At 72.8% G+C, this 17,075-nt stretch carries 13 protein-coding genes and 1 pseudogene; 7 read left to right on the top strand and 7 right to left on the bottom strand.

The window, feature by feature from the left end:
• Positions 1 to 5: 5 nt before the first annotated feature.
• The 4 genes from WMF36_RS16035 to WMF36_RS16020 all read right to left on the bottom strand — a co-directional run bounded on the left by WMF36_RS16035 (position 6) and on the right by WMF36_RS16020 (position 4,658).
• On the bottom strand, positions 6 to 1,142 hold the full coding sequence (locus WMF36_RS16035; RefSeq protein ID WP_437580474.1) for a UTP--glucose-1-phosphate uridylyltransferase: 1,137 nt from the start codon (positions 1,140 to 1,142) through the stop codon (positions 6 to 8).
• Between the two features lie 217 nt (positions 1,143 to 1,359).
• Positions 1,360 to 1,989 (bottom strand): glutathione S-transferase family protein, encoded by a 630-nt coding sequence (locus tag WMF36_RS16030; protein WP_437491489.1) that lies wholly within the window; start codon positions 1,987 to 1,989, stop codon positions 1,360 to 1,362.
• A gap of 156 nt (positions 1,990 to 2,145) precedes the next feature.
• Positions 2,146 to 3,075, bottom strand: a complete 930-nt coding sequence (locus tag WMF36_RS16025) for a Uma2 family endonuclease (protein WP_437580473.1) — start codon at positions 3,073 to 3,075, stop codon at positions 2,146 to 2,148.
• Positions 3,076 to 3,104: 29 nt separating this feature from the next.
• Positions 3,105 to 4,658 (bottom strand): O-antigen ligase family protein, encoded by a 1,554-nt coding sequence (locus WMF36_RS16020; protein ID WP_437580472.1) that lies wholly within the window; start codon positions 4,656 to 4,658, stop codon positions 3,105 to 3,107.
• Positions 4,659 to 4,862: 204 nt separating this feature from the next.
• On the opposite strand from WMF36_RS16020, the gene WMF36_RS16015 reads away from it, so the two are divergent.
• From WMF36_RS16015 to WMF36_RS16000, 4 genes and pseudogenes are all read left to right on the top strand, one after another.
• Entirely contained in the window at positions 4,863 to 5,468 is a 606-nt protein-coding gene (locus WMF36_RS16015; protein WP_437580471.1) for a polysaccharide biosynthesis/export family protein, read from the top strand.
• Between the two features lie 233 nt (positions 5,469 to 5,701).
• A complete protein-coding gene (locus tag WMF36_RS16010; protein WP_437580470.1) occupies positions 5,702 to 6,880 on the top strand; it encodes a hypothetical protein in 1,179 nt (392 codons plus the stop codon).
• Positions 6,881 to 6,952: 72 nt separating this feature from the next.
• Positions 6,953 to 8,392 carry a cytochrome P450 gene (locus WMF36_RS16005; RefSeq protein ID WP_437580469.1) on the top strand — a complete coding sequence of 480 codons (1,440 nt, stop codon included), beginning with the start codon at positions 6,953 to 6,955 and terminating at the stop codon, positions 8,390 to 8,392.
• A 15-nt stretch (positions 8,393 to 8,407) separates the two neighbouring features.
• Positions 8,408 to 8,554: pseudogene (locus WMF36_RS16000) on the top strand (O-methyltransferase); the annotation flags it as partial.
• Positions 8,555 to 8,812: 258 nt separating this feature from the next.
• Here the strand turns inward: WMF36_RS16000 and WMF36_RS15995 are convergent.
• Positions 8,813 to 10,354, bottom strand: a complete 1,542-nt coding sequence (locus tag WMF36_RS15995) for an FAD-dependent oxidoreductase (protein WP_437580468.1) — start codon at positions 10,352 to 10,354, stop codon at positions 8,813 to 8,815.
• A gap of 82 nt (positions 10,355 to 10,436) precedes the next feature.
• On the opposite strand from WMF36_RS15995, the gene WMF36_RS15990 reads away from it, so the two are divergent.
• Positions 10,437 to 11,090 carry a TetR/AcrR family transcriptional regulator gene (locus tag WMF36_RS15990; protein WP_437580467.1) on the top strand — a complete coding sequence of 218 codons (654 nt, stop codon included), beginning with the start codon at positions 10,437 to 10,439 and terminating at the stop codon, positions 11,088 to 11,090.
• 48 nt (positions 11,091 to 11,138) lie between these two features.
• Here the strand turns inward: WMF36_RS15990 and WMF36_RS15985 are convergent, their stop codons facing one another.
• Together WMF36_RS15985 and WMF36_RS15980 are read right to left on the bottom strand one after the other, a co-directional pair.
• A complete protein-coding gene (locus WMF36_RS15985; RefSeq protein ID WP_437580466.1) occupies positions 11,139 to 11,549 on the bottom strand; it encodes a VOC family protein in 411 nt (136 codons plus the stop codon).
• An 86-nt stretch (positions 11,550 to 11,635) separates the two neighbouring features.
• Complete coding sequence (locus tag WMF36_RS15980; RefSeq protein ID WP_437580465.1) at positions 11,636 to 12,799, bottom strand: ferritin-like domain-containing protein; 1,164 nt, start codon at positions 12,797 to 12,799, stop codon at positions 11,636 to 11,638.
• Between the two features lie 223 nt (positions 12,800 to 13,022).
• On the opposite strand from WMF36_RS15980, the gene WMF36_RS15975 reads away from it, so the two are divergent.
• Together WMF36_RS15975 and WMF36_RS15970 are read left to right on the top strand one after the other, a co-directional pair.
• Complete coding sequence (locus tag WMF36_RS15975) at positions 13,023 to 14,828, top strand: hypothetical protein (protein ID WP_437580464.1); 1,806 nt, start codon at positions 13,023 to 13,025, stop codon at positions 14,826 to 14,828.
• Positions 14,825 to 17,074 (top strand): hypothetical protein, encoded by a 2,250-nt coding sequence (locus WMF36_RS15970; RefSeq protein WP_437580463.1) that lies wholly within the window; start codon positions 14,825 to 14,827, stop codon positions 17,072 to 17,074. Before WMF36_RS15975 ends, WMF36_RS15970 begins: the two co-directional genes overlap by 4 nt.
• Position 17,075: the final 1 nt, after the last annotated feature.

The raw sequence follows: 17,075 nt of genomic DNA, 5'->3' as shown, positions 1-17,075 counted from the left end.
TCAATTCAGCCCAGGAACCCCCGCGCCCGGGCGATCGCCTCGATCGCCGGCCGCCGCCGCTCCAGCTCGTCGACATCCTTGACGGGGAGGAACCGGGCCGCGAGGCCCTCTCGAGGCACGCGCAGGAACCTGGCCGGGAGGCCGAAGGTGATCTCGTTCAGGATGCGCTCGAACTGGATCGCCTTGCGATCACCCACCTTCTTCTCGACCTCCACATAGACCCAGTCCATCGCGAGCGCGCCGAGCGCCTCGGCGCTGGCCAGAAAAGTATTTGAGTTGAAGACGGGCACGACCTTCGGATCGAAGCCGACCGGCAGCCGGAAGTCCTCCGCGATCACCGGGCGGCCGTTCCATCGCATCGGACCGCCCCCCTTGTCGCCGCCCTTGTCGACCACCTCGACCGTGAGGGCCCCCCCGTGGCCGAGGTGCCAGCCGAGGATGACCGGATCCACCGTCGCGCCGAGGTTGTCGAGGTTGGCGATCCACACAGTCTTGCCGCCGCGGGCGATGAAGCGGCCGAGGACGCCGCTCTCCCGGAGCGCATCCGGCAGATCGCCGTGACCGGTGGCGTGGACGCTCGGCTCGCCGTCCTCGTCCAGGAACAGCCCACCTTCCGGGGTCAGACGCAGCGAGACATGCTGCTCGAACGTGGTGCAGAGCTCAGCCGGCTCGTCGAGGCGCGCGCCGAGCGCCTCGCGGATCGGACCGTTCGTCGCCTCGCTGGTCATCAGCCACAGCGGCACCGGGACGCCCGTCGTGCGCCGGAGGTGATCGCTCTCGGCGAGGCGCAGGTCGAGGAAGGTTTTGCCGGGCAGCACCTCGACGAGCGCCTTGACCACACCGCCCATCCGGGTGGCCATCCCGCCCGCGAGGACGCAGAGCGCGACCTCGCCGCGGCGGAGCGCGGCCAGGCCCGCCTCGCGGCAGCGGGCGAGCTCGGGCGTGCCCTCGGCCGGCAGATCGACGACGTCGCCGGGCGCCGGCGGCTCGACCGTGCCGGGGAGGCGGTTGCGGGCGTCCCGATCCTTGCCGATGGACGCGGCCCACCGGACGACGCGCTCGGAGTCGAACCCGCGAGCCCGGAGGCGAGCGAGCAGAGGGGCAGGGAGCGCGGCGATCTGCTGAGCGAGCGAAGAAGACACGGCATCTTCAAAAGCACGATGCGCGGCGCGAGGCAACGGCATCCATCGTGCAGCGGCTCAGGCGCCCAGCGAGCCGGTCACCGGCGTCGTTCCGCGGCGCGCGCTGTGGGGATCCGGGGCCGGCTGAATGCATCGTAAGCTGCTCCCTGATGGGCATCCGGAGATGCCGAGCTCAGGCATCCACGTGGGACGAGCTCTTCTGTTGGCCGCTGCCCCATCAAGCCTTGGCCTTGAGGCTGGCGAACGCCTGGGCGATACGCGGAGCCGCATGCGGGCGGTCGTACATCCGCTTCATGTAGGCCAGCAGCTGCGGGAAGCCGTCCAGCAGATGGACCTCGTTGGCCCAGTCGAGCGTGTAGGCCGCCACGAAATCGGCGACCGTCACCCGGTCGCCGACGATGAACTGCCGCTGTTGCATGTGCTTTTCCAGCACGTCGGCCATGGCCCTGAAGTCCTGGCGGGCGAGGGCGACCTCCCCGGGCAGACGCTTGTCCTCCGGATACAGCGTCGTGTGATGAACGATGCGCCACAGGGGCTGCTCCAGCTCGGTCGCCGTGAACAGGAGCCATTGGTTGACCTGGGCTCGCCCCCCGAGGTCCGTGGGGACCAGACCCTTGTCAGGGTACTTCTCGGCCAGGTAGAGCACGATGGCAACGGACTCGGTGAGCACGAGGTCGCCGTCGACGAGCACGGGGACCTTACCGGCAGGATTGATCTCGAGGAACTCGGGGCCGCGGTGCTCGCCGGCCCTGAGATTGACCGGGATGGCTTCGAAGTCCACGCCCAGCTCCTGGAGCGTCCAGCGCACACGGATCGATCGGGTCGGGGCAAACTCGTAGAGCTTCATTCATTCCTCCATGTCAGCCGCGCTCCATGGCCGAGCCGACGCCGCTCGGCCGCTGGAACAACGCGGTTCTGATAGCCGCTTCAGCTTTCGTCATCTGTCGCGTCCTGCTACCCGTTCGTGTAAAATAGCGTGAAGCACCGTGCTCGCCTCTTGCGATCAGCGGCCGGCGGTCTCCCGGAACAGCTCTTCCACTGCCGTCGCGGTCGCCGCCCGCTGAAGCCATCGTTCCAGGACGCCGAGGTCTGTCTCTCCCAGGATCCGGGCTCTTGCCTCCTCGCTTGCTGGGACACCGCGCGCGCCCAGGATCATCAGGATCGCCGCCGACAGCCGCCCCAACGCCAGCTCCGCCCGCGCCTGCTCTTGCTCGATCCGGGCCTCGGCGGCCTCGATCATCCTCTCCAGCTTGCCTACCAGCTCACCGGCAGTGACCAGCTCGGCCGTGTCCGCATAGAAGCGTAGCCGACCGGCCTCGACCGTCAGATCCAGCTCGAGGACCTCCGATCGGTACCGCCCGGCGCGCGAGGGAATCCCCTCATAGCGCCGCACGCCTGTGGACGGCAGCCTGTGACCTTTGATGTGCCCGCGCTGGATGTCGTAGACGAAGTACTCACGGATCCCGAGGGCCGCATACCTCGCGACGTTATCGACGAAGTCCTTGCGCCAGTCGCCGGCATAGTGCACCTCGATCGCCAGATCGATCCCCTTGCCCTCCGCGCTGACCATCCAGCAGACGCGCGGGCCGGGATCGACGTCGGTCGCTGCGATCACGTCGGGCGTGAAACCCTTCTCGCCCGGGTAGTAGACCTTGATCTCGGCGCCGATGTAGATGCGCCGCCCGCGCCGGCCGAACCAGGCGCGGAGCGTGTCGCGCGCCTCCATCTTGGCGTCGAGGTGCGGGTCCCCTTCAGCCATCGCCTCGCGCTCGTCGAGCTCTTCCTGCGACTCGGAGCCGAGGAGCTCTGCAACGGCCTGCTCTCGCTGAGCGGGCGACATCGCCGCCCACTGCGCCTCGGTGGGGGCCCGTGGCGCTTCGGCCGGGATCGGCGCCGCGGTGGGATCGCCGGGCTTGCGGATGGGAGCCGACATGCCGACCAGCATACCACCCGGGGACGCGGTCACCCGAGGAACCGGAGCAGGACGTTGAGCAGCACGAGCACCGCGAACATCCCGCCGCACACGAGCGCGACCTCCCTGGCGGACACGCGCACTGAGACGCGGCCGTCCTCGGCCCGCGCCGCGCCGTACAGCGCAGCGGAGGCGCCGAACGTCATGTAGAGAACGTCCTTGTAAGCCCACGACAGGAAGAAGATGCCTATCAGCGCGCCGCACAGGCTCACGAAGATCGCCGGCGCGAACCGCCGCGCCGCGGGGCCGACCTCGACGTCGCCCAGCCAGATCGAGAGCGGTACTTTGATCGACGCGTAAAGGACGAGCGCGAACAGGCACATCCCGAGCAGGCCCGTCTCGGACGCGGCGAGCAGGTAGGCGTTGTGGGCGGTCAGGCCGAGCGACGACTCGTCGCCGAACTGCCCTGCGCCGACGCCGATCCCCCGGGTCCGCCGGATCATCTCGAACGCCTCCCGGAGCAGCTCGACGCGCTCCTCCGAGCTCTCGCTCGCCTCGTCGCCGCTCCGGCCACCGAGCAGGAGCATGGGCGGCCCGATGAAGCAGGCGGCGATGACGCCCAGCGTCCCGCTCCACCGGATGAACGTGATGCCGAGGACCGCCAGGTACACGATGATCCCCGCGCGCGAGCGCGACATGACGACCATCACGCCGATCGCCACGAGGACGGCCGCCACGGGGAGCGCGCGCAGCGCCGCGGCCGCGCGCGAGAGCAGCCGATCGGTGAGCAGGAGGGGCAGCGCAGGCGCAAGGCGCGCCCCGCAGGGCGGCGCGGGCGCGCGCGAGGGCGGCGCGGGCGCGCGCGGGCCAGCGCCGCCGGGCGGGCGCGACGGACGCGGGCCGCCGCGCCGCTCCGCGAGCGCGATCACGAGCGGGATCGACATGCCGGCCATCAGGGAGAGCTCGTTCGGATCGGCGAGCGAGCCGCGATAGCGGACGCGGCCGTCGATGGTCGACGTGCCGAGCGGCCCCGGGCGCTCGCAACGGTAGTTGCCGTCGGGCACCGGCGGGTCCCTGCGGCAGTCGAGGGTGGTCTCGCAGGGGCGTCCATCGGGCTCGAGCTCGCCCTTGCCTCCCCAGTCGTCGGGCGCGGCGAGCATGCAGCCGTAGGGCCGGAACGCCTGCACGATCGCGACCGCGGTGGTGAGGACGGCGCAGCCGACGAGCGTGATCGCGAGCGCGCGCAGCCCGCGCGGCGAGGCCGCGGCGACCGAGACGGCGAGGAAGACGCCCGCGACGGTCGCGAGCTGCAGGCCGCGCTCCTCGAGCGCGGCCGGGCGCTTGAGCGCGGTGGTCAGGGCCGCCCAGGCGAGGAACGCGAGCGCATAGACGACCTGAGGGGCGAGCGTCGGTCTCAGCCGCCGCCACACGACGTCGAGGGCGACGCAGAGCAGGGTGAGCCCGAACGCCGCGTGAACGAGCGGAATCCCCGAGAGCGCGGGGATGAACTCCTGCGGCTTGATGATGACGAGCGCGCACAGCGCGCACACGACCCACGCTGCCATGGTGTGGCGCGCCGCGAGCGCCGCGCGCGGGCCGCCCACGCGGCCTCCTCGTGACGGCCGCGGTGAGGCGCCCTGCGCAGGCGCGAGGCGCGCATTCCCCCCTTCCGCGCGACGGATCTAGCACCGTGGGCTCGACCGGCACGCGGGAAGCGCGCCGGTGCGCGCGCGAGGATCAGGCGCGGCGCGCGGCCGCGGGCTCGGCGCTTGCTGGTGCGCGGTCACATCAAGGAGGCTGGAAACCGCATGTGCTCCCGCTGTGTCCGGATTGCCCTGCTCTGCTCCGCGCTCATGGTCCTCGTGGCGCTCTCGGGCTGCGGCGCGAGCGCCCCGCGGGTCGATTTCGAGGCGGAGCGCCGGGCGACGAGCGCCTACGCGGTCGGCCCCGGCGACGTGCTGGAGGTGCGCGCCTGGAAGAACGAGGCGCTGAGCCACCGCGTCACGGTGCGACCAGACGGGTTCATCACGATCCCGCTCGTCGGCGATATCCTTGTGTCGGGGCGCACCGTCATGGGCATCGCCGAGGAGATCGCGACCCAGGTGGCCAAGTTCTATCATGAGAAGCCGGTCGTCAGCGTGGAGGTGGCGGAGCTCCACAGCTACCGGGTCTACGTGATGGGCGAGGTGTCGCGTCCTGGCGAGTTCACGCCGAGGGCGCAGATCACCGTGCTCCAGGCGCTCGCCCTCGCCGGCGGCTTCACGCGCTTCGCCGATCCCGACGACGTGGTGATCGTCCGGCGCGACGCGCTCGGCGAGCGCAGAATTCCGTTCGTGTTCGAGGAGGTCGTCGAGAAAGGCGATCTCCGCGGGGATCTGCCGCTGCAGACGAACGATACGGTGGTGGTGCCGTAGGGCATCGCCGCGGAGGAGAAGGAGAGAAACCGCCGACGCGCCGGGGGCGCCAAGGGGAGAAATTTCATTTCTGGGTTCTCTTGGCGCCCTCGGATGGGCGGCGGCCAGTTGTGAGCAGGAATGCGGGCGGAAGATCAAGGCTCTTCCCGCCTTCATGTGAAACCTCTCCGCGGCAACTCCGGACACGCCTTCGGTTGGTGATCGGCGCGGCCTATTTTGGCATCCTGGGCAGGATGCGCCCCCGCCCCGCGTTGCCGCTCCTCGCCGCGTTGCTCCTCGCGCTCCCGGCGCTCGCGGCCGCGTGTGCGCCCTCCAGCCCGGGCAGCCCGGCCCCCGCCGGCAAGGCTGCGGCGCCTCCGGCCCTACCGGTGCCCGCGGCGCCCGGCGCGTCCTCCAACCCGGGCGGCCCTGTGCCTGCCAGCGCGGCGTCCGCGTGGGCAGCGCCGGCAGGCGGCGCGACGGGCGATGTCCCCTCCCCGGCTGCGCCCCGGCCGGCGCCCTCCATCTCGGCCGACGACGCCGACGCGCTCCTGTTCCCGGAAGACGCCGCCGCGCACCAGGACGGCATCGACGCCTGCCGGCGCGGGAACGCCGGGGCGGTCGCCGCCCCCCGGCCGGGGCACGAGCGCGTCCGCTGCCTGCTCGCGCTCCGCTATCACCACGACCCGCGGGCCGCCGCGAGCGCGACCGCGCTCTTCGAGCAGACGGGCAGCATCGCCGGGCTGGAGCGGGAACACCTGATGGACGGCGGCTACCGCGGCATGCTCCACCTCGTCCCCGAGCTGCCCGTGAGCGCGGAGCGCCGCCACCTGGAGTGGACGGCCGCGGCGCTCGCCGACTTCGACGCGTTCTTCGCGGATCTCGCGGCCGCGGCCAGCTCGCCCCTGCGCTACCGCCACCGCGCCCTCGCGCTGCGGTACTTCCGATCCGTGCGCGCGCGGACGCCCTCCGCCTACGCGTCGGGCTGGACGGTCGCGTACAACCTCGCCGGCTCGCTCCATCGCTCCGCAGACGCGGTGCGAGAGACGCTCTTCCACGAGATCTTCCACCTGAACGACAGCGCGCACAGCGGATGGTCCCAGGCGGCGCTCTCGCCGATCTATGACGGCATCGTCGCGCGCTGCGGGACGAGGATCCCGTGCCTCGCGGCGTACTCACCCAACGAGACGATCGTGAAGGGCGGTACGTACTACGCGTTCCAGCCGGGCAACGGCGTGGGGGAGTACGCCGCCGAGCTCGCGATCCGGTACTACCGCGAGCAGCGGGCGGCGCTCCGCGGCGAGCGGCTCGGGAAGGCGCCGTTCAAGTGCGGGCCGCCGGAGAACGCGCGGGCGTGGTCGCTGCTCGCGGGCGAGTTCTTCTGGGGCGCGGATCGGGTGGCGCCCTGTCCGAGCGACACCGGAGAAAGGTGAAGCCTATCCATCATCGCTCACCGAGGGGCGGAGCGCTGGCGGCGACCGCGCGCGTCGCGCGTTCGCGCGAACTTGGCGCCCGACACCGCTGCGGCGGCGCTGCGCCAGCCCCATCATTGCATCGACCCCGGCGACGCGCCGTGCGCCGCCGGGATCGAGCTCCTGCCGAGGTGCACCATGAGCCCATTGCCCCGAGGCCCGCAGGGCCGACTGCTCACGACCTACCAGTTCCTCACGCGTCCGACCGAGTTCCTGTTCCGCTGCGCCGCCACGTACGGCGACGTCTTCAACGTCCCGATGTACAACGGCGACGTCGTGATGGCCGGCAGCCCCGCGTCGGTGCAGGACGTCATGACGGCGCCGCCCGACACGTTCGTTCCGTATGCCACCAAGGCGATCGCCCCGCTCCTGGGGGAGCACTCGCTCCTCATCCTGTCGGGCGAGCGCCACAGGCGCGAGCGGAAGCTGCTGACCCCGCCGTTCCACGGCGATCGCATGCGCGCCTACGCCGCGGCGATGGCGGACGTCGCCGCGCGCCGCTTCGCCGAGGCGGCGCGCGCGCCCCGCGCCGTCGCCCAGGAGATCACGCAGGCGATCTCGCTCGACGTCATCATCCGCGCCGTCTTCGGGGTGGAGGAGCCGTCTCGAACGAGCGCCTTCGCGCGCGCGATCGTCGCGATGGCCGACGCGACGACCGCGGCGCTGGCCTTCCTGCCGTTCCTGCAGCGTGAGCTCTGGGGCTTCGGCCCCTACGCCCGCTTCCGCCGGCGCGTCGACCACCTGGAGGCCCTGTTCCGCGAGCAGATCGAGCGGGCGCGCGCGGCGCCGGGCGACGACATCCTGAGCCTCCTGGTCTCGGCCCGCTACGACGACGGATCGAGCATGAGCGATCAGGCCATCTTCGACGAGCTCCGGACGCTGCTCTTCGCCGGGCACGAGACCACCGCGATCGGCCTCGCGTGGGCCCTGGACCATGTGCACCGCCACCCCGGCGTCCTCGCGCGGTTGCGCGACGAGATCGACGCCCTCGGCCCGGAGCCCGACCCGGAGCGCCTCGCCGGGCTCCCCTACCTGGACGCGGTGTGCAAGGAGGCGCTGCGCCTGCATCCGATCGTCACCGAGGTCCCGCGCCTTTCGGCGCAGCCGTTCCGCCTCGGCGAGCACACGCTCCCGCCGGGAACGGGGGTGGCGCCGTGCATCCTGCTCGTGCACCACCACCCCGAGCTCTACCCCGAGCCGTCGCGGTTCAGGCCCGAGCGCTTCCTGGAGCGCAAGCACTCCCCGTTCGAGTACCTGCCGTTCGGCGGCGGGCACCGCCGCTGCATCGGCGCGGCCTTCGCGATGTTCGAGATGAAGATCGTGCTCGGCGTCGCGCTGTCGGCGTGGCAGTTCCGCCTGCTCGACGAGCGCCCGCCCCGGCCCGTGCGGCGCAACGTCACGCTGGGCCCCTCGGGCGGCGTCCCGCTCGCCCTGCGCCCCCGCAGCCGCGGCGCCCTCCGCGCCGTCGCCTGATCTCGGGGCGCCACATACAGCACGATCTGGCTCGCGCGGGCGCTGCCCTTCGGCGGCCGCCTGATCACGCCGGAGTCGGAGCCGAAGCACGCCGAGGTCGCCCGCGCGAACCTCGAGCGCGCCGGGCTGGCCGACCTCGTCGAGCTGCGCCTCGGGCGAGCGCGCCGGAGGACAAAAAACAGAGCGCCCATTCGACGGCGGGGGGGGAAGCCGTCACGGGCGCTCTGCCCTGCATCTTTAGCAGGACGCGGGCCAGGGAGTTTCTGCACGCATTTCGCGCAGTTGCCTGTCAGGAAAGCCCTGAAGCTTTCGATCCTGAGATCGCCGCTTGCAATCGTGACAGCTGACCGGCTTCGCGCAGGCCACCGGAGGTCGGCAGACGAGCCGCGCCGCTTGCCTCTTGCTCGCCGGGCGCGCTCCCTACCCCGCGGCGCCCAGCGAGCGGAGGTGGTCATCGAGCTGGCCGGGCGTGCCTGGAGCGGCGAGCCACCCGATGTGGCCGTCGGGGCGGACCAGCACGAGCGCATCGCCATCGACGTCATAGCCGGCGCGGGCGTGCCCACGCGTGTCGACGAGGGCGAGCCGGCCAGCCGGCTCCCCCGGCCGCACCACGGCCCGCGCGCGCACGGCGGGGCCGTAGCGGGCATTTACCCGGGCGACCGTGTCCGCGTGGGCCGCGCCGAAGGCCACCAGCGTGAAGTGCGGGCCACGGAACACATCGAACAGGCGGGCTGGGGCGCCCGCCGCGTCATGACAGGGCGCGTCGGCCGCTCGGTCGCCCGACATGACGCGCACCGGCGTGCCCGGCGCGTCGCGGGCCAGCGAGCTGCCCCGGTAGGTGATGCCGAGCTGCTGCGTCTCCGCGCCACGCTGCAGCGCGCCCGGGCTTCCCTCCGCCGCCCGGCGATGCAGCGTCGAGGTGATGCCGAGCACCGCCGCGGCGACCGGCAGCCGCTCCTCCTCGTAGGTATCGAGCAGCGCATCGGGGGCCCCCGCCAGCACCTGGCCGAGCTTCCAGCCGAGGTTGTAGGCGTCCTGGATGCCTGTGTTGAGGCCCTGCCCGCCGGCCGCGGGGTGCACGTGCGCGGCGTCGCCGGCCAGGAACACCCGACCCACCCGGTACCGGTCCACCATCCGCACGCTGGGCCGGTACAGCGACAGCCAGCTCGCGTCGTGCAGCCGGACGTCGGCGCGCCCGGTCCGCTCCTGGAACAGCCGCTGGACAGCCTCCACCGTCAGATCGGGTGCTTCCTCGCCGTGGACCGGCACCAGGATCTGAAAACGATCGGTGCCGGGCAGCGGGCAAAGCGCGATCGGGCCGCCGCGCGCTTTCGGCCAGGCGTGCCAGCGGTCGCGGTCCAGCCCGTCAGCGCGGACATCGCCCACGAGCGCCCGGTCGGCCTCCATCGTCTCCCCCTGGAAGCCGACGCCGAGCGCGCGCCGCACGAAGCTGCGCCCCCCGTCCGCGCCGACCAGATAGCCGACGCGGACCCGCTCGGCCTCGCCCGCGTGCACCAGCGTGGCCGTCACGCCGTCTCCGTCTTGCTCGAAGCCGGTCAGCTCGGTGGCGAGCTCGACACGGACGCCGTGCTCGGCGAGCCGGGCGCGCAGGATCTCCTCCGTCCGCCATTGCCCGAGGAGCAGGATGTTCGGGTAAGGCACGTCCGGAGTCGGCTCGCGGCGCTCGAACATGACCCACTCGCCCAGCACCGTGCCGCCGTCATAGGCGCGAATCGGCGGATAAGGCGCGCCGGCGGCCATCACCGCGTCGATCACCCCGAGATCGTCGAAGACCTCCAGGCTGCGCGGCTGCACCCCTTTTCCGCGAGAGCCGGCGAAATGGATAGGCGTCTTGTCGACGATCCGGCACGCCACACCACGGCGGGCCAGATCGCACGCGAGGGTCAGGCCGGTGGGCCCTGCCCCCACGATGAGGACATGCGTGCTCAGCGACGGATTCATGGCTGTCTCCTGTCAGGTGAAGTCACGCCATCTTGGAAGCTGTCGCTTGCTTCGTCAGCTTGCGTTCTGCCAGCATGGTTCCATGCGCAAGCGGGACGCCATAACGCCGCGGAAACAGCCCACGCAGGACCGGTCGCGCGCGACGGTCGAGGCGATCCTGCAGGCGACCGCTTACATTCTGGTCCGGGACGGGTACGCGCGGCTGACGACGAACCGCGTGGCCCAGCGGGCCGGGGTGAACGTCGCGTCGCTCTACCAGTTCTTTCCGGGCAAGGAGGCGCTCGTGGCCGAGCTCCACCGCCGGCACATCGAGCAGGGCCGCGCGGCCGCGCGCGCGGTGCTCGCCGCGCATCAGGGGCAGTCGCCCGATCGGGTGCTCCGGACGATGGTAGCGGCGAGCATCGCCGCCCACGCCGTGGAGCCCGAGCTGCACCGCGTGTTCCTCGAGCAGATGCCGCGCATCAAGGCGCCCCGGTCCGCGGCGAGCGAGGGCTTCATGCTCGAGGAGGCAAAGCAGCTCCTTCCGGCGTGGGGTTGCGCGGCGCCGGACGTGGAGCTCGCGTGGTGGATGATGCAGACCGCGGCGCACGCGGTGGTGCATCAGGCGATCGTCGAGCGGCCCGACGATCTGCGCTCCGGCGCGCTGGCCGAGGAGCTCGTGCGGCTGCTCGATCGCTACCTGCGCGGGGAGCAGGCCCCAGGGCCCCGCGCCGGCGCGGGGCGGGAGGACACGTGATCTGGTCGAGGGCGCCGCTGGCTGCTGCCCTGCGTGACCTCCGCGCCCTCAGCCGGGCGTGGCGATCTCGTCGTAGCCGCGGCCGCTGAACTGAAGGAGGCAGACGCCGTGGCCAAAGGGATCGGCCAGGCGGAGCATGCGCCCCCACGCTGCCACCTCGATATCGGCTTCGGGGACCGCGCCTGCCTCCTGCGCGCGGCGCGCGGCGGCCTCGAGATCGTCGACGACGAAGTCGAGGTGGACCGGCGTCCAGTGGCGCCGGTAGTCGCGCGGCGACGCGCCGGCAGCGGGCGCGATGCCGGCCGGCTTCACCAGAAGGTATAGCGGGATCGCCGCGCCGAGGAGCTCGACGAAGGAAGCGCCAAAGCGCCTCCCGACGCGCAGGCCGAACGCGCGGGTGTAAAACGCGATAGCGGGCTCGAGCTCCGGCACATCGATGTTGACGAGCAGGTCGGACATCCAACAAGCCTAGCGGCGGGGCATGTCACGAAGCAACATGCGCGCGGACGCGATGACGAAGGCGCGAACGGAAGAGGCCGCTTCGCTCAAACCGTCATCGCGCTTTGGACCGCTCGCTCCGCGCGACCTACCAGGAGCAGCCTCGCCGCCGGCCGCACGATCTCCTCGATGGCGCGCGCGGCCGCCTCGCCGCGCGCCGCAGCACCGAACCGCCCGTGCGCCGCGAGCTGCGCGCCCTCCGCGCCGTCGTCTCCCGCCACCTCCACGCGCCCGAGCCCCGCGAACACCTCTTCCACCGCCGCGCGCACGCGCTCGCCGCCCGCGCGGATCGCCCACGCCACCGTGCGCCACGCGAGCTCCGCGTGCCGCCCTTCGTCCGCGGCGATGATCGCGAGCGCGCTCCGCACCGCCGGGTCCTCCGCGGCGCCGAGCTCCTCGGCGGCGATCACCGCCGCGATGGTCTCGCCGATGCAACCCTCCTTCGCGGCGCGCGCCGCCATCGATGCGAGGTCCGCCTCGACCTCCACCCGCCCGTCGAAGGGAAATGCGCCGGGCGCGATCGTCTCGCCCGCATAGGCGCTCGCGAGGGCGAAGCAGAGGCGCGCGTGGCGGGCCTCGTCGAGCGCCGCGCGGTGCGCCTCCTCCACGAGATCGGCCGGCGCGCCCGCGGCGAGCAGCTCGAGCGCGAAGCGGCCGAACGAGGCCACGGAGGCGTGCTCGAAGAGCGCGTCGCGCGTCCACGCCGCGGCCAGGGTCTCCCGCAACTCTGCGGCCAGAGGCTCGATCCGCGGCGTCATCGCCTCCGCCGCGCTCCATCCGGCGCCACCGCGGGCGCGGACGAACGGCGCCGTCCGCGCTGCCTCGTCGACGAGGTACGGGCGCCCCTCGCAGATCGAGATGACGTCCGCCTGATAGCAGCACTGGCCGTCCTCCAAGGCTCCATCGCTCTTGACGTGGTGAGACGCGACGCCGGGCTGATTGAGGATCTCCTGCGCTTCCGATCGCGAGGGGCACACGACAGGCTCGCCCGCGCCGGTCCCTCCGCCGCCGCCCGCGCCGCCCCCGCCGCCAGCGCCCCCCGCGTCGTCCGGCGGCCACGCGAAACAGGCCACCTTGGCGACGGGCTCGGGATCGTCGGGACAGCTGCTCCCGGCGGTGATGCAGCCGGTGGCACCCCCCGCGGCGGGGAGCGCGAGCAGCGCAAAAAGACGATGGGCAAGCGTGCGGCGGAAGGAATACGCGTTCGTCATCTGGCACCTCGTTGATGGCAAGGAGTCGACCTGCGAAAGCGCCCATGCACGGCGCATGCCTCTCGCGTATTCACGTCGAATGCGCGTCCTCGCACAGGCGGGGTGTGGTCGGGAAGTCATGGGTTCGTCGGCGCCGCGCGCCATGTGCATCGGCCGCCGTCCGGCGCCCAGGCCTCGAATCTGCGGCTTTACGCCCTCTCGCGGATAGGGCAGTTCCTCTTCCATGGAGGCCCCTCTACCCCCGACCGACGCGCAGCCCCCCGCCCCCGAGGCCGATCCGCCGGAGTCGCTCGACGCGCTCGTACCGAAGCGCAGGCTCTGGCCGGTGTTCGCGGTGCTCGGCCTCGCGCTCGCGGCGGCGGGCGTCCTCGCCTTCCGCTCGCTCACGGCGACCGATCCGCTGCGCATCCTCGTGGCGATCGATCTCGACGGGTACTGGTGGGAGGGCTCGCAGCCGGCGGCGCGGCTCGCCGACGAGCTCAGCGCGCACCTCGCCGAGCTCGGGTTCGATCCGGTGAAGGGCGGCGACCCGGAGGTGATGAAGGCGCTGGAGAGCGCCAAGGACCCGAAGGAGGCCGCGAGAGCGCTCGGCGCCGGCTTCATCATCGAGGCGCGCCTCGCGCCCGAGATCGTGGAGCACCCGGTCAAGGAGGGTTACTTCGAGCTCCGGACCGACGCGCCGGTGACGCTCACGTTCCTCGACAAGGGCACGTCGACCGAGGGGCGGATCCGCGGCTACGCCGGGGCGACCAAGAAGGACCGGGCCATGGCCCTGCTCGCGAACTCCATGGCCTCGCAGGCGCTCGACGCGGTGATCGCGCAGCTCATGGACCACCCCTCGGTGCGCGAGATCACGGAGGGCTCGGACATCAAGCTGCTGGAGCGGCTCGCGTCGGCGAGGAGGTTCGTGAAGGACCGCGCCGCGAACCTCGGCCGGGCCGCCGGCGCGTACGCCTCCCGCGCGAAGGAGGCCGAGGCCGAGGAGCAGGGGCGCGTGACGTTCCTCTCGCACGCCGCGGCGGAGGACCTGCTCGTGGGCACCGCCGAGGGCGGCTACTTCGTGAAGACGGCGGACGTGTCGGTGTTCCACTCGGCGAGGTCGAAGGACCTCGCCCGCAGCGAGGTGCTGGAGACGGTGGAGTGGCGGCCGCTCGATCAGCAGGCGGCCCCGACGGCGGACCCCGGCGCGGTCAAGCCGATGTGGAGGGGCTATCACGTGTACTCGTATCCGTCGTCGCAGCGCGACGGCGACCGGGTCGCGCTGGTGGAGGACTTCTTCGGCTGGGCGAAGACGATCACGATCGTCGACCGATCCGGGCAGAGCAAGCGCGTGCGCGTCGACCCGGAGCACCGCTTCGTCGACCCGAAGCTCGCCCCGGGCGGCAGGTTCGTGGCGGTCTACGATCGCCCGGAGGCCGACGCGCAGGCCGATCTGATGGTGCTCGACGCGGACAGCGGCAAGGAGGTGTTCGGCCTCCACACCGAGAACGAGTCGCTCGGCGGGTTCGCGTGGCTCGACGGGACGAGGCTCATGTTCATCTACGTGCCCGACGCCTCGGAGGACGACGTGCGGCACCTCGCGGTGGTCGACGTGAGCAAGCAGCCGCTCTCGATCGAGCGCCCGTTCCGCGCGAAGCCCGGTGAGGACCTGCGCAACCCGGCGGCGTCGAAGGACGGGACGAAGATCGTGTGCGTCGTCGACGGCGACGAGCCGGGCATCGCGGTCATCGACGCGACGACGTGGCGCCGGAAGGTGTACGCGGCCCCGGGCGGGGCGTCGTGGCCCACGTTCTCGCCCGACGCCGCGCGCGTCGCGTTCGAGGCGCGGGGCGCCGGCGGCACGGACATCGCGGTGCTGGCGCTCGCCACGGGCGAGGTGAAGAAGCTGACGGTGGGCTCCGCCCAGGAGCGGACGCCGTGGTTCTCCGAGGACGGCAAGCGCGTGCTGTTCGAGGTGCGGTACCGCGACCCGGTGTTCCCGCAGAAGCGGTCGCTCTCGCGCATCGCGAGCGCGGCGGTCGACCCGTGAGCGCGCCCCTCCTTCCTCCGCAGGACGGCGCGGGCGAGCCGCCACAGGCCGGCGCCGCCGCTCCGGCAGCACGCACCGGCGCGCCTCCACCAGGCGGCGCCGGCGCTCCTTCCCACGAAGAGAGCGCCGCGACCGCGATGTTCTATCGCATGTCGGCCGAGCGCCTGCGCGCGCGCTGCCTCCTCGGCGGCCTCGCGCTCGCGCTGTCGGCGCTCGTCCCCTACGAGGTCGCCTTCGGGCACGGCATCTTCGTGTGGAGCGTGCTCCCCGAGCTCGCGCCCGCAGCGCAGATCGCCGCGCTCGCGCCCGCGATCGCCGGCCTGTGGCTGCTCTTCCTCGGCGCGCGCACGAAGCGCCGCGCGGGCCTGCTCATCGAGCGGCCGACGTCGCGCGCGATCGCCGTGCTCGCCGCGTTCGTGGCCGTGAACGTCGCTGTGTGGCTTGGCCGCCGGAGCTCGGCGTGGGACATGCTGCCGCTGCCGGACAGCCTGATCACGCGGCCGGCCCCGTTCCTCGCCGTCTTCGCGTTCACCGCGGCGGGCGTGGTGCTGCGCTTCCACGCGCGGGCGCGCAGGAGCGGCGGCGCCCTGCTCGTCGCGTCGGTCGCCGCGGCGCTCGTCTTCTACCTGTGGCCGTCCCGCGGCGAGCTCCCCGCGCAGACGATCGCGCGCGCGGCCGTGCTCGTGGCCACGCTGCCCGACGTGCGCTTCCAGCTCGGGTACGGCATGGTCCTGCTCTTCGTGCTCGGGCCGCTCGCGATCGCGCTCCTCGGCCTCGATTACGTGCGTCGCGTGCCCAGGCGCGAGCACCCTGGCCTCGCGATCGCGGCCGTCTGGGCCATGCCCGGCCTCATGCTGCTCTTCGTGTACCGCGCGTTCCTCGCGGGCGGCTGGGGCGTGGAGGCGGCCACGGTCGCGTTCTTCGCGCTCCTGCTCGCCGCGGTCGTCGCGGTGCTCGCCTCCGCGATCGAGGTGCTCGTGCTCGGCGTGACGGTGCCCGACGCCGAGCTGGATCCCGGCCCGGCCGGCGCGGCCGGCGCGCGGCCGATCGTGGCGGCCAGCGCCGCCGCGGCCGCCGTCGCCGTGCTGCTCGGCGCGCTGCTCGTGCTCGGCCGCCCCGCGCCGAAGGGCGTCGACTGGGCGCTCGGCGCGCCCACGGCCGAGTGGGACAAGGTCTTCGGCGAGCTCTTGCCGAGCTGGGAGCGGGCGCGCATCACGCGCGACGCGCTCGCGCGGGGCGCGCAGGGCACGGGCGCCGAGGCGCAGGTGCTGACCCGGGCGCACAGCCGCGAGCTGCTCGCGGCCGCGAGGGCGCAGCCCGACGGCAAGGACTTCGCCGCGGCGCTGGCGGCGCTGGCCAGCCAGGTGGACGACCTCGAGCTCTCCGGCCGCGCGTTCGGCCGGCTCGTCGCCGACGTGAACGACGCGGCGCGACGCGCCGGGCTGGCGTACTACCTCGACGCCTCCGTCAACCTCGGCGTCTCGGCCGAGGGCGCCACGCGGCGGTTCTACACGACGCCCTACCGGGTGAAGGAGGTCCGCGCCTTCCGCGTCGGCGACGACCGCTTCGCGACGCTCCTCGTCGAGCCGATGACGCCCGATCGCCGCGTCCACCTCGGCTTCTCGCGCGACAAGGACCCCTTTGCGCTCGTCATCGGCTCCGAGATCCGGACCTATGCCGAGCGCATCGGCCAGGAGGGCGAGACCTGCCACGCGGCCGCGGGCGGCGCGGCCGGCCCTCACGCCGGCGCCCTGTCGCGGTGCGACGCGGCGCTCGCGAGGCTGCGCGAGCGCCTCGGCGCGGCGCTGGAGCGGGCCGTGCTCTCCGGCACCGAGCGGCACGAGCTCCAGCACCAGATCGACGGCCCTCACCTGCCCCTCCCGCCCGCGGTGACCGAGCTGCTCGCCGGCTACTCCGACGACGCGCAGGACCGCGTCGGCCGCGAGCTCTCGGCGTACCTCGCCGAGATGACGGCCGGGGACGCGCCGCCGCAGCTCACGCTCGTGCACCTGTTCCCGTTCGGGGTCGTCGCGCGCGGCGGCGCCGAGCACCGGGTCGCCACGCTCCTCCTGGAGACGCTCTCCGGGAAGAACCTGCGGCTCGGCGCGCGCGAGGTCGATCCAGAGGCGTACGCGCGGGCGTTCGAGGAGCAGGTGAGCCGCGGCGACGACGCGCTGCGCGAGGCCGCGCGGCGGGGATACCGCGAGCACTTCGGGGTGGACCTGCAGGAGCCGGTGCGGGAGTGAC

The organism is Sorangium sp. So ce887 (assembly GCF_051521455.1).
In the GTDB taxonomy this organism is placed as follows: Bacteria; Myxococcota_A; Polyangia; order Polyangiales; family Polyangiaceae; genus Sorangium.
The sequence above is the reverse complement of the archived record's forward strand: the minus strand, read 5'-3'. Positions and strand labels throughout refer to the sequence as shown.